The sequence below is a fragment of the Mycobacterium europaeum genome, assembly GCF_002102155.1.
Lineage (GTDB): Bacteria > Actinomycetota > Actinomycetes > Mycobacteriales > Mycobacteriaceae > Mycobacterium > Mycobacterium europaeum.
On sequence record NZ_LQOU01000046.1, the window covers coordinates 1 to 13854 of the forward strand.

At 63.9% G+C, this 13854-nt stretch carries 14 protein-coding genes and 1 pseudogene; 11 read left to right on the plus strand and 4 right to left on the minus strand.

The window, feature by feature from the left end; translation table 11 throughout:
* Both AWC03_RS20940 and AWC03_RS20945 read right to left on the minus strand, forming a co-directional pair.
* Positions 1-203: pseudogene (locus tag AWC03_RS20940) on the minus strand (2-keto-4-pentenoate hydratase); the annotation flags it as partial.
* On the minus strand, positions 196-1071 hold the full coding sequence (locus AWC03_RS20945) for an enoyl-CoA hydratase (RefSeq protein ID WP_085242636.1): 876 nt from the start codon (positions 1069-1071) through the stop codon (positions 196-198). The gene AWC03_RS20945 and the pseudogene AWC03_RS20940, both read right to left, overlap by 8 nt.
* Positions 1072-1288: 217 nt before the next feature.
* Between AWC03_RS20945 and AWC03_RS20950 the strand changes: the two genes are divergently transcribed.
* The gene (locus AWC03_RS20950) at positions 1289-1726 is read left to right on the plus strand and encodes an SRPBCC family protein (protein ID WP_158089987.1); all 438 of its coding nucleotides are present in this window, start codon (positions 1289-1291) and stop codon (positions 1724-1726) included.
* Positions 1727-1979: 253 nt separating this feature from the next.
* On the opposite strand, the gene AWC03_RS20955 is transcribed toward AWC03_RS20950, so the two are convergent.
* Together AWC03_RS20955 and AWC03_RS20960 are read right to left on the minus strand one after the other, a co-directional pair.
* Positions 1980-2342: a hypothetical protein gene (locus tag AWC03_RS20955; RefSeq protein WP_085242717.1), complete on the minus strand. Its 363-nt coding sequence runs from the start codon at positions 2340-2342 to the stop codon at positions 1980-1982.
* 164 nt (positions 2343-2506) lie between these two features.
* Positions 2507-3313 (minus strand): SDR family NAD(P)-dependent oxidoreductase, encoded by an 807-nt coding sequence (locus tag AWC03_RS20960; protein ID WP_085242718.1) that lies wholly within the window; start codon positions 3311-3313, stop codon positions 2507-2509.
* Positions 3314-3551: 238 nt separating this feature from the next.
* Here AWC03_RS20960 and AWC03_RS20965 point away from each other — a divergent pair, with 238 nt between their 5' ends.
* From AWC03_RS20965 to AWC03_RS27960, 10 genes are all read left to right on the plus strand, one after another.
* Positions 3552-4400, plus strand: a complete 849-nt coding sequence (locus AWC03_RS20965; RefSeq protein WP_085242638.1) for an MlaE family ABC transporter permease — start codon at positions 3552-3554, stop codon at positions 4398-4400.
* 7 nt (positions 4401-4407) lie between these two features.
* Positions 4408-5253, plus strand: a complete 846-nt coding sequence (locus AWC03_RS20970) for an MlaE family ABC transporter permease (RefSeq protein ID WP_083178771.1) — start codon at positions 4408-4410, stop codon at positions 5251-5253.
* A 13-nt stretch (positions 5254-5266) separates the two neighbouring features.
* Complete coding sequence (locus AWC03_RS20975; protein WP_085242639.1) at positions 5267-6454, plus strand: MCE family protein; 1188 nt, start codon at positions 5267-5269, stop codon at positions 6452-6454.
* The gene (locus tag AWC03_RS20980; RefSeq protein WP_085242640.1) at positions 6451-7476 is read left to right on the plus strand and encodes an MCE family protein; all 1026 of its coding nucleotides are present in this window, start codon (positions 6451-6453) and stop codon (positions 7474-7476) included. The genes AWC03_RS20975 and AWC03_RS20980 overlap by 4 nt, the downstream gene beginning before the upstream one ends.
* Positions 7476-8555: an MCE family protein gene (locus AWC03_RS20985; RefSeq protein WP_085242641.1), complete on the plus strand. Its 1080-nt coding sequence runs from the start codon at positions 7476-7478 to the stop codon at positions 8553-8555. The genes AWC03_RS20980 and AWC03_RS20985 overlap by 1 nt, the downstream gene beginning before the upstream one ends.
* Positions 8555-10042, plus strand: a complete 1488-nt coding sequence (locus tag AWC03_RS20990) for an MCE family protein (RefSeq protein ID WP_085242642.1) — start codon at positions 8555-8557, stop codon at positions 10040-10042. Before AWC03_RS20985 ends, AWC03_RS20990 begins: the two co-directional genes overlap by 1 nt.
* On the plus strand, positions 10039-11286 hold the full coding sequence (locus AWC03_RS20995) for an MCE family protein (protein WP_085242643.1): 1248 nt from the start codon (positions 10039-10041) through the stop codon (positions 11284-11286). Before AWC03_RS20990 ends, AWC03_RS20995 begins: the two co-directional genes overlap by 4 nt.
* Complete coding sequence (locus AWC03_RS21000; protein WP_085242644.1) at positions 11286-12872, plus strand: MCE family protein; 1587 nt, start codon at positions 11286-11288, stop codon at positions 12870-12872. Before AWC03_RS20995 ends, AWC03_RS21000 begins: the two co-directional genes overlap by 1 nt.
* Positions 12873-12931: 59 nt before the next feature.
* Positions 12932-13390, plus strand: a complete 459-nt coding sequence (locus tag AWC03_RS21005; RefSeq protein ID WP_142278461.1) for an Rv2253/PknI dimerization domain-containing protein — start codon at positions 12932-12934, stop codon at positions 13388-13390.
* 100 nt (positions 13391-13490) lie between these two features.
* A complete protein-coding gene (locus AWC03_RS27960) occupies positions 13491-13844 on the plus strand; it encodes a hypothetical protein (RefSeq protein ID WP_085242646.1) in 354 nt (117 codons plus the stop codon).
* The last annotated feature ends 10 nt before the right edge of the window (positions 13845-13854 follow it).

Below are 13854 nucleotides of genomic sequence, written 5' to 3' on the forward strand. Positions count from 1 at the left end.
GCCTTCGACGACAGGCCCACCTTGTGCCCCAGCACGCGGGCGCCCTCGGCGACCCGCTGGCGGATGTTGATGAGCTGAATCTCGTACGCGTCGACGACGTCGATCTCCGGGTGAACAGCGGTCAGCGGAGCGATCGGCTCACGGCTCCGCTCAGCCTCCGCCAGCTGGACACCCAGCTGGCGCCGTAATTCCCTGCTAAGCACGAGAACTGCTTCCCTCAGCATTTGCAGGCGAAGTCATTGCCTTGGCGTCCATCCCGCCGAGTGGGCCGGTGCCGATCTCGGCATTATGGGCATGCGCGAAGTGGTGAAGACCGAAGACAGCCTCCATGCCGTTGCGTAATCCCATGTGGTCTTCGCATTGGTTGACCGCTCGCTTGGCCAGGGCGAGCCCGAATTGGGGCATCGCCGCGATACGCGTTGCAAGGCTCAAGGTTTGGTTCCACAGCTGCGATCGCGGAACGACTCGATTGACCATGCCGATTTCGTAGGCGCGCTGTGCGCTGAACCTCTCACCTGTGTACAGGATCTCCTTGGCAAACCTGGGTCCGAGCACCCAAGGGTGGGCGAAGTATTCGACGCCCGGAATACCCATGCGCACAACGGGATCGCTGAAGAAGGCATCATCGGCGGCCACGATCAGGTCGCAGGCCCAGGCCAGCATCAGTCCACCGGCCACACACGCGCCTTGCACCATCGCAATAGTGGGTTTGGGGATCTCGCGCCACCGACGGCACATCCCAAGGTAAACCTCCGCCTCCCGCGCAAAACGTTGGTCGCCGGCTGGCTTGTCAACATGGTCCCACCACAACACCGCCCGATTTTCGTAGCGCACATTGTGGTCGCGTTCGGGGGTGCCGATGTCATGGCCGGCGCTGAAGTGCTCGCCGGCCCCGGCCAACACGATCACCTTGATGTCGTCGTCGTTGACTGCGCGGCTAAACGCGGCATCCAGGGCGTAGGTCATCGCCGAGTTCTGCGCATTGCGGTAGCGCGGACGGTTCATGGTGACCACAGCGACCCCGGAAGTCACTTCATAGGTGACCACCTCGTCTACATCTGGCGTGTCCATGTTGATGCCTTCCGTCACCACGCATTCCGGTCCCGACCATCATCAGCGCAGTCCGACTCAGACAGGTGGTCGGTGTCCATACACCGGGAGTCATCTCGCTCACAGTTGTTGGGATCCATCCCGGCAATCAGTGCGGCACCGCCACGTCACTCGGAGCATCCCGACTGTCGGGATTACCGAACCAGTACATGCGCCGTTGTCTCGTAGCGTCAACGCTATGCGCTTCTCCTGCCGCTTCGAGCGGACATGTGCCGCGCCGGCGCAGATCGTTTACGACCTGCTCGCTGACGTCGCGCGATGGCCGCAGTGGTTGGACGGTGTACGGGCGGCCGACTGGGAGTACCCCGGAACGGCCAGCTCCCGGATAGGGGCTATCCGCCGAATCACGGTGAGCGGCTTGACCATGCGGGAAAAGATTCTCATTGCCGATCGGCCGTACCACCACGCCTATACCATCCTGTCGGGAATCCCCGTCACCGATCACCGTGCCGACGTTCACATATCCACGACACCTAGCGGATCTCGCATCGTGTGGAAGGCAACGTTTCGCCCCCGCATCCCGCTCACGGGGCCGCTGATCTGGCTGCTGCTGCGCGCGAGCATGCCCACGATGGTGACCGCTCTAGCCCGGGGAGCCGAAGCGCAGCCGACGTAACCACCGTGCCGGTGAGCATGGATTGCAACCGGTCTCGGCTGCAGGATCACGATGTCCCAAAGCCATTTGCCGCCAGGCTCGTTGGTCGTTACACGCGGCCCGACAACGGGCTGGGTTTGGTGTCCCACGTGGGCCGGATCCAGCCCGTTGTCCTCGCATCGCCGATCACCGCTACCCACACGTGCGGACCAGTGACCGAAAGTCGTTGATGTTAGCCACTCGCCGCGCAGGGGAGGAGGTTAGAATGCACGAGCTACATGCGCACCAGGGTGAACGGGTACGTGTAGGTTCCCGCCGGCGACCCGTTACAGCCCGAGGAAAACGAGGAGTCCAACGAGCCGGCAAGGGTGGACGCATCCCATGCGTAGACGTCGTGCGTGGGTATCACGGGGCCGTAGTAGATGTCACCACAGCGCAGACCGTCGGGAACGTCGACACTCAAGATATAGCGGCCATCGGCGAACCGCGCGCTGCCATGGTACTCGAATGCCCTGGCCACCGGTTGGGGTATCGCGCTCACGCTGACACAGTCACCGCTGCACGACGAAATCGCCCAGATCCAGGTATGGAAGTCGTACCTGCCGGTGATCAAAAGCTGGTAATTGCCGGTTCGCATCTCCGCATGGGCCACGGGCGCGAGCCCTAAGGCCGCCGGCGCCAGGCAGATGCCCAGTATGAGCGCCTTCATGTTCGTTCCATTCTGCTTGGGCCGAGGATCAGACAACATGCCATTACCCACCGCAATGGTGGCCTGCTCATGGCGAAGCCGCTGGTTTCGGCTCACATATGCGAGCCGCCGTCGACACGGACTTCGGTGCCGGTGATGAAATAGGCGTCGGGACAGCCCAGCATGGCCACCACGGCGGCTACGGCGTCTGGTCTGGCGAAGATCGCGCCGTCAGCCAGTGGAAGCACAGGCTGCACCTTGCCGAAGAGGGAAAAGTCGACGTCAGCGGGTAGGCCCGGACCGATGCTCTGCTTCGATTCTCCTGTGCCATCAGTCATTCCGGAGGAAATCGAACCCGGCTGCACTGAGTTGAACCGGATTCCCTCTTTGCTGAACTCCATGGCCAACGCATGTGTCATCGCCTGAATTCCGCCCTTGGACGCGGCGTAGGCGGACATATACGGGTGAGCAAAGGCCGCCGAGGTGGAGCTGAAGTTGACCACCGCTGGACCGACGCCCTGGCGTAGGGCCGGGATCGCCTCGCGGGTCATCAGGAAGGTGCCGACCAGGTTGATGCGGAGTACCTGCTCAAAATCGGCCGCGGTGGTCTCCAGGAAATGGGCCGAGCGCAGAATCCCCGCCGCGTTGACCAACGTGTCGAGACCTCCCAGCGCGGCGAGCGCCCGGCCGACACCGTCGCGGACGGACTGCTCGTCTCCGACGTCCAACGTCACCGTGGCGAGTCGGTCCGCATACGTGTCGGCCTTGGCCACCGTGTCCTTCAACCCGGACTCGCTGATGTCGGCGGCCACAACTCGCCCGCCTTCCTCCAGCACGCGCAGCACGGTTGCCTGTCCGATGCCCGAGCCACCCCCGCTGATCAGGACGCGGCGATTCGCATATCTCTGAGGACTGTTCACAGCGGGGATGGTGCTCCGCGGAATCGGCAATGTCAGCCGCGTGTCCCGGTGGGTGGTCCTCTCCTCGGCGGGAACGGCCCGGAATGGACCCGGTTCGGGCACCCTCGCGCCGTGATCCGCAGCGATGGATAGGCGTCCCGGTAAGCGGGACATCGTGTGGTCCACGTCTCACCCGACTGGGAGGGTTCTGCTCGACGCAGCTCGGACCGATGTGGTGCAGGGCGTGACCCGAGCTGCGATGTCTGCTGTCGACGAGGTGAAGGAGCCACAGCTAGTGATCACGAAGGCGCCCGACCGTTGGTCGCCGGGGCTTTCGTCGTATGGCGCCAAGCTGGCCGGGCCCATGCAGGCTATCGGGGGGCTGGCCGCGATGGCGGCCGATGCGGCGAAGTTCGCTGTCCGCAGGCCATTTCAGGGACGAGAGTTCCTGGACCAGTCGTGGTTTGTCGCGCGCGTCTCGCTGATGCCCACGCTGCTGGTAGCCATTCCGTTTACCGTGCTGGTCAGCTTCACGCTCAATATCTTGTTGCGCGAGCTGGGTGCGGCCGACCTTTCGGGGGCGGGTGCGGCCTTCGGGGCGGTCACCCAGGTCGGCCCCCTGGTCACTGTGCTGATCGTTGCCGGCGCCGGCGCCACGGCGATGTGCGCCGATCTGGGTTCGCGCACCATCCGTGAAGAGATTGACGCGTTGGAAGTGTTGGGAATCAATCCCGTTCAACGATTGGTGACTCCGCGCATGCTGGCGTCGGGACTGGTGGCATTGCTGCTCAACAGCGTCGTCTGCATCATCGGCATTCTTGGTGGCTACACGTTCTCGGTGTTCGTCCAGGATGTCAACCCGGGTGCCTTCGCAGCGGGCATCACGCTGCTGACCGGGGTGCCCGAATTGATCATTTCCTCGGTCAAAGCGCTGCTGTTCGGTCTGATCGCCGGCCTGGTGGCCTGCTACCGCGGGCTGACGATCACCGGTGGCGGCGCCAAAGCTGTGGGCAACGCCGTCAACGAGACGGTGGTATACGCGTTCATGTCGCTGTTTGTCATCAACGTCGTGGTGACGGCTATCGGTATTCAGATGACGGCGAAGTAGGCAGCCGGTGACGCTGCGAGCGGCATATCCGGGCCTGGCCCGGGAAATCAACAGACCGATCACGGCGCTGACCGGGATCGGTGACCACGTCGCGTTCTACGGGAAAGCGATCGCCGGGGCCCCGTTTGCGGCCACCCGCTACCGGCGAGAAATCATCCGCTTGATCGCCGAAATCAGCATGGGCGCTGGCACCTTGGCGATGATCGGCGGGACAGTGGTCATCGTCGGGTTCCTCACCTTGGCGACGGGTGGGACGCTGGCTATCCAGGGATACAGCTCGCTGGGCAATATTGGCATCGAGGCGTTGACCGGCTTTTTGGCCGCGTTCATCAACGTCCGTATCTCGGCGCCGATTGTCGCCGGTATCGGCTTGGCGGCCACCTTCGGCGCTGGCGTGACCGCCCAACTGGGTGCCATGCGCATCAATGAGGAAATCGATGCGCTCGAAAGTATGGGGATCCGGCCCGTTTCCTACCTAGTGAGCACACGGATCGTCGCCGGGATGCTCGCGATCACGCCGCTGTACTCGATCGCGGTCATCTTGTCCTTTGTGGCTAGCCAATTCACCACCGTGGTCGTGCTGGGGCAATCCGGTGGGCTCTACGGTCACTACTTCTCGACCTTTCTGAACCCAACCGACCTCTTGTGGTCATTTCTGCAGGCGATCCTGATGGCCTTGGCCATCCTGTTCACCCACACCTACTACGGCTACTTCGCCAGCGGCGGACCCTCGGGTGTCGGGGTCGCAGTGGGCACTGCGGTGCGCACGTCCCTGATCATCATCGTGTCGGTCACCCTGCTGGTTTCGCTGGCCATATACGGCGCCAACGGCAATTTCAACTTGTCGGGCTAGGGGAAGAAAGCTGATGTGGAACAACGCAGTCCGCCCCTTGCTGGGTCTGGCCACCGTCGCGGTGATCGGCGCGATCGTCGCTGCCACCGTCGTGTTGTTTGAAGGCGGCGCCATCGAATCGGTACCGGTCACGGTGCTGTCGCCCCGGGCGGGACTGGTGATGAACCCCGACGCCAAGGTGAAGCTGCATGGTGCACAAGTGGGCAAGGTTTCCTCGATCGACAACCTGCCCGACGGCCGGGCCGCGATTCACCTGGCGATCAATCCCTCCTGGCTGCATCTGATTCCCGCCAATACCGGCGTCGACATCGAGTCCACGACCGTCTTCGGGTCGAAATTCGTGCAACTCATCCCGCCGCGCGATCCCTCCCCCCAGTCGCTGAAGGCGGGCCAAATCCTTGACTCCGAGCATGTCACCGTCGAAATCGACACCGTATTCGAGCAATTGGTGTCGGTGTTGTCGCAGATCGAACCCGCAAAGCTCAATGAGACGCTTGGCGCGCTCGCGCAAGCGTTCAGCGGTCGCGGTGACAAACTCGGACACACCCTGGCCGATCTGGACACCCTGTTGACCAAGATCGACCCGAGCCTGACCTCCCTGAGCCACGAACTCTCGGTGGCCCCAGAGGTGCTCAACGCCTACGCGGACGTGGCCCCCGACCTGGTCAAGACAATCCAAAACGCGACCCGGCTGAGCGACACCGTGGTCGACCGGCAGCGTGATCTGGACACCGCGCTCATCAGCGCGATTGCACTGGCCGACATCGGAAACGACGTCCTGGCCGGCAACGCGCAGGCGTTCACTGCCGTCCTTCATCTGTTGGTCCCCACCACGAACCTGACCAACAAATACAACCAGGCCATCACCTGCGCCCTGGGTGGCCTCAAGCCGCTGGCCACCGGTCCGCCCCTGCCCGTACCGGGTGTCCTGTTGCTGGATTCGTTTCTGCTGGGCACCGAACGTTACCGGTACCCGCAGAACCTCCCCAAGGTCGCGGCGACGGGCGGTCCGCAATGCATGGGCCTACCAGACGTGGGCTTCGGGAACCGCCCGCCCTACCTGGTCACCGATATTGATGCCAACCAGGCACAGTACGGAAACCAGGGAATCCTGCTGAACTCCAATCGCCTTAAGCAATGGCTGTTCGGGCCGATCGACGGGCCGCCGCGCAACACCCCACAGATCGGGATGCCGGGATGACGGGCTCGGTCGCGACGACCATCAAGTTTGGGGTGTTCGCGGCGGTGACCATTGTGCTGACGGCTGCCCTGTTCGCCATCCTCGGCCAATACCGCACCGGTTCGACATATGGCTATTCCGCGGTGTTCAGCGATGCCTCCAGCCTGAAGACCGGTGATTCGGTGCGTGCCGCCGGGATCCGGGTCGGCACAGTCAACGGTGTTGCACTGCAACCGAATAACACCGTATTGGTGCGTTTCGACGCCAACCGCGAGGTCAGGCTCACTACCAGCACGCGCGTCGCGGTGCGTTACCTCAACCTGGTCGGGGATCGCTACCTTGACCTGCTCGACGCGCCCGGTTCTGCCGGGATTCAGCCGCCCGGATCGCGGATTCCGCTAACCCGCACCGAGCCGGCGCTCGATCTCGATTTGTTGTTGGGTGGGCTCAAACCGGTGATTCAGGGCCTTAACCCTCAATCGGTGAATGCACTGACCAATTCGTTGATCCAGATTCTGCAAGGCAGCAGTGGCGATGTGGAGTCGTTGTTCGCCAAGACCTCATCGTTTTCCAATGCGCTGGCAGACAACGGGCAAGTGGTGCAGCGATTGATCGACAATCTCAACGAGGTGGTCGCTACGGTGGCCAAGGACGGCAGCAAATTCTCGGCGACGGTCGAGCGCCTCGAGCGGCTCATCACCGACTTGTCGGCTGACCGCGATCCGATCGGAGACGCCATCACCGCGCTCGACAAGGGAACCGCATCGTTGGCCGACCTGCTTACCCAGGCCCGTCCGCCGCTGGCCGGTACCGTCGACCAACTCAACCGGCTGGCTCCGTTGCTCGACAATGACAAGGCGCGGCTGGACCTCGCGCTGCAGAAAGCCCCCGAAAACTACCGCAAACTCGTGCGGTTGGGCGCCTACGGAAGCTTCATCAACCAATACCTGTGCGGCATCTCCATTCGCGTCACCGACCTGCAGGGCCGCACGGCCGTCTTCCCGTGGATCACCCAAAACACCGGACGATGCGGGGAACCCTGATGTTGAAATATCGTGGCGCACAACTTATCCGGGCCGGCTTCATCGCGTTCGTGCTGGTCGCGCTAGTCATCATCATCGGCCTGCACCCCCAACAGCTGGTGTCGATGGCCACCTCCATCCGGTACCAGGCGCTGTTCACCGAGGCCGGAGGCCTAACTCCAGGCAACGACGTCCGAGTGTCGGGCGTGAAAATGGGAACGGTCTCCGACGTCACGCTCAGCCATGGCAAAGCATTGGTGACGTTTAGCCTCGACGCCAAGGTGCACCTGGGATCGAGCACGACGGCCCACATCAGGACGGGCACCCTGCTGGGTGCGCGGATGCTGGCCGTAGAGCCCGCAGGCACCGGCAGCATGCACGCCTCCGATGTCATCCCGGTACATCGGACGTCCTCGCCATACTCCCTGACCGACGCCGTCAGCGACTTCACCGCCAACACCGCCGCCACCGACACCGGCGCGCTCAACGCATCCTTGGACACCTTGGCCGAAACGATCGAGCGGATCACACCACGACTGGGGCCCACGTTCGACGGCCTGAGCAGACTGTCGCAATCGTTGAACAGCAGGAATGAATCGCTGGCCCATCTGCTCAAAAGCGCCGCCGATGTCACCGGCATCCTGTCGGAACGCAGCCAGCAGGTCAACACCATGTTGCTCAATGCCAACGACCTGCTCGGAGTTCTGAATCAGCGTCGCCACGCGATCGTCAACCTGTTGGCCAACACCTCGGCGCTGGCCAAGCAGCTCTCGGGCATGGTGGCAGACAACGAAAAAGAACTGGCGCCCACGCTGGCCAAACTCAACTCGGTCACCGCGATGCTGGAGAAAAACCGCGACAACATCGCCAAGGCGATCGTCGGACTCGCCAAATACCAAGTAACCCAAGGCGAATCGGTCAACAACGGCTTCTATTACAACGCATTCGTCGGCAATCTGATCCCGGCGCAGGCCCTGCAACCGTTCCTGGACTACGCGTTCGGATTCCGGCGAGGCGTCAATGCGGGCCAACCACCCGACAATGCCGGCCCGCGCGCGGAATTCCCCTGGCCGCACAACGGCATTCCCGGAGGACGATGATGGCGGCCGGGCCGAACAAGGCGTGGTACACCAAGGCGCTGCTGTTGACGTTGGTGGGACTTGTCGCTGCGGGAACGGCTCTCGTGGTACATGCCGAGGTCTTCGGGCCCAAGATGATTACCGCATATTTCAGCTCCGCGACCGCCATCTACCCCGGCGACGAGGTACGCGTGGTCGGGGTCAAGGTGGGCACCATCAAGTCCATCGAACCCGAAGGAACCCAGGCCAAGATGACACTGGCCGTCGACCGTGATGTGCCGATCCCGGCCGACGCCAAGGCCGTGATAGTGGCACAGAACCTGGTGGCGGCACGGTATGTGCAGCTGACGCCGGCTTACGACGCCGCGGGAACCGGCGGCCCCACGATGGCCGATGGGGCGGTGATCGGCGTGCAGCGAACCGCGGTGCCCGTCGAGTGGGATCAGGTCAAAACGCAACTGATGCGGCTGGCCACCGAATTAGGTCCCGCAAGTGGCCTTTCCACCAGCTCGCTCGGGCACTTTATCGACACCGCGGCCAACGCCATGGCCGGCAACGGCGACAAGCTCCGGCGGACGATCACCGAGCTGTCTCAGGTTGGGCGCATCCTTGCCGGCGGTAGCGGCAACATCGTCGACATCATCAAGAATCTCCAGATCTTCGTTACCGCCCTGCGTGACAGCAACGTCCAGATCGTCGAATTCCAAGACCGCCTCGCAGCGGTGAGCAGCGTCGTGGACGGTAACCGGTCAGACCTGGACGCCGCGCTGACCAACCTATCCTCGGCGGTCGGCGAGGTACGCCGATTCATCGCCGGAAGCAGAGACCAGGCCGCAGAACAGATTCAACGGCTGGCCAACGTGACGAAAAATCTCGCCGACAACCGCATGGCGGTGGAAAATCTTCTGCACGTGGCGCCCAATGCAATCGCCAACGGCTACAACATCTATAGCCCGGACTCCGGAACGGCGCGGGGAGCCTTCGCCATGTCGAACTTCGCCAATCCGGTGGCACTGGTGTGCTCGGCGATCGGCGCGGTCAAGAATGCCACCGCGACCGAAACGGCGAAGCTGTGCGCCCAATACCTGGGCCCCGCACTGCGTTTGATCAACTTCAACTACCTGCCGATCCCGTTCAACGCCTATCTGGCCAAATCGCCGAGCCCGGACAACCTCGTCTACTCGGATCCGAACCTGATGCCCGGCGGGCCGGGCGGGGTCCCCCCCATCCCGACCGATCCACCCGCAGTATCGGCGTACACCGGCGCGGGTGACATACCACCCCCTCCGGGATGGGAATTGCCCCCGGGTCCTCCGGGAATTTACGCCCCCGACGGATTACCCGCGGACCCTTCGCCAGCGCTGTTTCCCCGTGCGCCAATCCCACCGGGAGTGCCCCGGCCAGCCCCAGTGGCCCCCGGACCGGCCAACCTGCAGGACATGCTGCTGCCGGCTGGTCCGCAACCACCGCTGCCGGCCGCATCGCAGCCCGCCGGAGGCACACCATGATCGACTTGCGATCAACGCGTCGTCTCGCAACGATCGCGTCATGGGTGGTGTTGACGGCGAGCGGATGCGCCTTCGATGGCCTCAATTCACTGCCTCTGCCCGGCACTGTCGGACGCGGCCAGGACGCGGTGACCTACCACGTCCAAATCGCTAACGTCGGTACACTGGAATCTAATTCGCCGGTCATGATCAACGACGTCGTCGTTGGCAGCGTGGGCAAGATGACGCTGCGCGACTGGCACGCCGACGTGGATATCTCGGTGCGTCCCGACACCGTGGTGCCGGCCAACGCTATCGCCAGGATCGGCCAGACAAGTCTGCTGGGCTCGATGCACCTGGAACTGAACCCCCCACCAGGCGTGCCCGCGGCCGGCAGGCTCGCGCCCGGGGCGACCATCGGTCTGCAACGCTCCTCGACCTATCCATCCACCGAGCAGACCCTGTCTTCGCTGTCGGTTGTCGTCAACGGTGGGGGACTGGGCAAGGTAGGCGGCCTCATCAACGAGTTCAATGCGGCACTGGGCGGGCGCGAGGACAAGATCCGTGATCTGCTGACGCATTTGAACGACTTCGTCGGTGTTTTGGATTCCCAGCGTGACAACATCAACGCATCCATCACGGCATTGAACGCCCTGGCCGGCACCCTGGCCGGGCAAAGCGGCGTCATCACCCAAGCACTGCAACGGATTCCTCCCGCCCTGGACGTTCTGATCAAAGAGCGGCCCAGGATCACAACAGCGCTGGAAAAATTTCGGGTGTTCAGCAACACCGCTACCGGATTGATCAATGCCACGCACGCCGATCTGGTCGCCAACCTGAAGAACCTGGAGCCGACCGTGCGCGCACTCGCCGACGTCGGCCCGAGCCTCGACACCGTCCTGGCCTTCGCGCCGGCCTACCCCTACCCGCAGAACTTCATCGACCGCGCGATCCGGGGCGACTATTTGAACGAGTTCATCACCTTCGACTTCACCATCCCGCGACTGAAGAGGGGACTGCTGCTGGGCACGCGATGGGGGCAGGAGGGAGCCACGCTGGTGCCCGCCCCGGGAGATCCCTGGTATGCCACCTTCACCAAGGATCCGCTCAACGCCCCCCTCACGGCCCCGCCCACCGCGGTGGCGACGCCGCCCATGGCCGGTCCGCCAACGCCAGCCGGCGCCCCGCTGACCACCCAACAGCTCAGCCAGCCACCGATCCCGGCGCCTACCGATTTCGTGCCACAGGATGTGGGGGACCGCTGATGTTGACGCGCTTCGTCCGAATTCAGCTGACCATCTTCACCATCGCGTCGGTCATCGGGATGACCGTGATGATCGTCGAATACCTGCAAGTGCCCACCCTGCTGGGCGTCGGCCGCATGCGCGTCACGCTGGAATTGCCGGGCACCGGCGGACTTTACCGGTTTTCCAACGTGACCTATCGCGGAGTGGAGGTCGGAAAAGTCACCGACGTGCGGCCCACCCGCGCCGGCGCCGTGGCCACACTGTCGTTGAACACCAGCCCGAGAATCCCGGCGGAGCTGCGCGCAGAAGTGCTCAGCGTTTCGGCGGTCGGAGAGCAATATGTGGACCTCCAGCCAGCGACGGCGGCGGGTCCGTACCTACACGACGGTTCCATCATTCCCGCGGCACACACCTCGATCCCACAGGCCGTCGGACCGATGTTGGATCAAGTCAGCACACTGATCAACAGCGTCCCCAAGACCAAGATCAGCGGGCTGCTCGACGAAACGTTTAAGGCCTTCAACGGATCCGGGTACGACGTCGGGTCGCTGCTGGACTCCTCGTCACAACTCATCGGCGACGCCAACGCCAACGCCGAGCGGTCACGCACCCTCATCGACGACAGCCGGCCCCTGCTCGACGGCCAGGCGCAATCCGGCGACGCCATCCGCACGTGGGCGCGCAGCCTCGCCGGCATCAGCCAACAACTCGTCACCGACGACCACCAGACACGGACGCTGCTGCGCGGGGCACCCGGCGCGGCCGATGAGGCGTCACGCCTGTTCAACCAGGTCAAGCCGACGCTGCCGATGCTCCTGGCGAACCTCACCACGCTGGGCCAGGTCGGTGTCACCTATCACCCCTCCCTCGAACAGCTGCTGGTGTTGCTGCCGCCCACCATCGCCTCCACTCAGTCCTACGGCGCCCCCAAGAACAATCCCACCGGATTCTCGCTGGGCGACTTCACCCTTACCATCGGTGACCCGCCCGCCTGCACGGTAGGGTTCTTACCGCCGTCGTCGTGGCGGTCACCAGAGGACACCACGGTGATCGACACTCCCGACGGCCTGTACTGCAAACTGCCGCAGGATTCACCCATTGGTGTGCGCGGCGCCCGGAACTACCCGTGCATGGGCCATCCCGGTAAGCGCGCGCCCACGGTCGAAATCTGCAACAGCGACAAACCTTTCGAGCCGTTGGCGATCCGCCAACACGTCCTGGGTCCCTACCCCCTCGATCCGAACCTCCTCACGCAGGGCATCCCGCCCGATGACCGCGTCACCTTCGGAGACCAAATCTTCGGACCACTCGAGGGCACCCCGCCGCCAGGACCGCTGCCGCCAGCGGCCGGCCCCGCGCCCGCGCAGCCGGATTCGCCGCCGCCCGCCCCGGCCCCAGCGCCGCCACCCGACGGTTCCGAGGGGCCAGCCCCGGCTGCCGCGCCGAGTGCCTACACACCCCAGCGGCCCGGCCCATCGGTTGCCGTCGCAACCTATGACCCGCGAACCGGGCGGTACGCCGCCCCCGACGGCACCGTGTATCGGCAATCCGACCTGGTCCCCCACGCCGGTACGCGGTCCTGGAAAGACCTCTTCCCCACATGAGCAGCCGCTCACGCCGACGTCTTCGGATCGCAGCCCTCATCGGCGCCGTCGTGGTCGCGATGCTGGGCACCGCACCCCCCGGCAGCGCGACCGGCGACTGGGGCCTCAACGGCACCTACACCGCGACGTCCAACGGGGAGTGGGCCAAGACCAACGAAATCTTTCACAACGAGGCCAGCATCCGAAGCATCTGGACGATCAACACGACCTGCAGTTATCCCACCGAATGCACCGGCACGGTAGTCAGTGACTGGGGCTGGCGGGCACCGATCTATCAAACCGGCGGTGTCTGGTTCGTCAAGCACATCGTCGACAATTGGCAGCCCTGCCCGGACGGAACCGCGGTTCAGGGATTCCAGGTCTTCAGATTCGCCCCCACCAACCCCGACGGAGATGCCGTCGATCCAACCTCGGCCGTTCTCACCGGCGCCGACGAGACGACCGGCGTCAGCGGCGCCTGCGGACGAAGTAAGACATGGTTCATCAGCATGCCGTTCAAGCTCGTCAAGACGGGGTGAGGGGTCGAGAATGAAACCGTACATCCCCTTGCAGCATTCGGGTCGTCTTGCACTCCCACGCCTCAAAAGCATCGCGACGCAAGCGATCCTGCCCGCAGCCATGGCGGTGACGGCCCTCGTGGCGTGCACACCCGTCCACGCGTGGGCCGAACCGTCCGCATGTGACAACCCATCCTGCGTCCCGGGTATCACCGGAGGTGTCGTGCTGGGCGCGCCGTGCCCGGACACCACCCACTTCGTGTTCGGCACCACCTCGTGGGGCCGGTTGGTCTTCTGCGGATCTCCGCGGCGTTATGAACCGCGATACTTCCGTTCCCCCTCGATGTGGGGAATCAAAGATGAGAACTCGAACTGCGAGGGCTTCGAAAACTCGGTCGCACAAGCCCCCGATGGCCTGTTCCTCACCTGCGTGTCTGTCGACGGTGCACCCCGGTGGGTTCGTGGCGACACGTAAATCACCCCAC

Excerpts from the sequence above, each read along its gene's own strand:
- AWC03_RS20945 (WP_085242636.1), bottom strand. The coding sequence starts at position 1,071 with ATGGACACGCCAGATGTAGACGAGGTGGTCACCTATGAAGTGACTTCC.
- AWC03_RS20950 (WP_158089987.1), top strand. The coding sequence starts at position 1,289 with ATGCGCTTCTCCTGCCGCTTCGAGCGGACATGTGCCGCGCCGGCGCAG.
- AWC03_RS20955 (WP_085242717.1), bottom strand. The coding sequence starts at position 2,342 with ATGCGAACCGGCAATTACCAGCTTTTGATCACCGGCAGGTACGACTTC.
- AWC03_RS20965 (WP_085242638.1), top strand. The coding sequence starts at position 3,552 with ATGTCTGCTGTCGACGAGGTGAAGGAGCCACAGCTAGTGATCACGAAG.
- AWC03_RS20975 (WP_085242639.1), top strand. The coding sequence starts at position 5,267 with ATGTGGAACAACGCAGTCCGCCCCTTGCTGGGTCTGGCCACCGTCGCG.
- AWC03_RS20980 (WP_085242640.1), top strand. The coding sequence starts at position 6,451 with ATGACGGGCTCGGTCGCGACGACCATCAAGTTTGGGGTGTTCGCGGCG.
- AWC03_RS20985 (WP_085242641.1), top strand. The coding sequence starts at position 7,476 with ATGTTGAAATATCGTGGCGCACAACTTATCCGGGCCGGCTTCATCGCG.
- AWC03_RS20990 (WP_085242642.1), top strand. The coding sequence starts at position 8,555 with ATGGCGGCCGGGCCGAACAAGGCGTGGTACACCAAGGCGCTGCTGTTG.
- AWC03_RS20995 (WP_085242643.1), top strand. The coding sequence starts at position 10,039 with ATGATCGACTTGCGATCAACGCGTCGTCTCGCAACGATCGCGTCATGG.
- AWC03_RS21000 (WP_085242644.1), top strand. The coding sequence starts at position 11,286 with ATGTTGACGCGCTTCGTCCGAATTCAGCTGACCATCTTCACCATCGCG.
- AWC03_RS21005 (WP_142278461.1), top strand. The coding sequence starts at position 12,932 with ATGCTGGGCACCGCACCCCCCGGCAGCGCGACCGGCGACTGGGGCCTC.
- AWC03_RS27960 (WP_085242646.1), top strand. The coding sequence starts at position 13,491 with ATGGCGGTGACGGCCCTCGTGGCGTGCACACCCGTCCACGCGTGGGCC.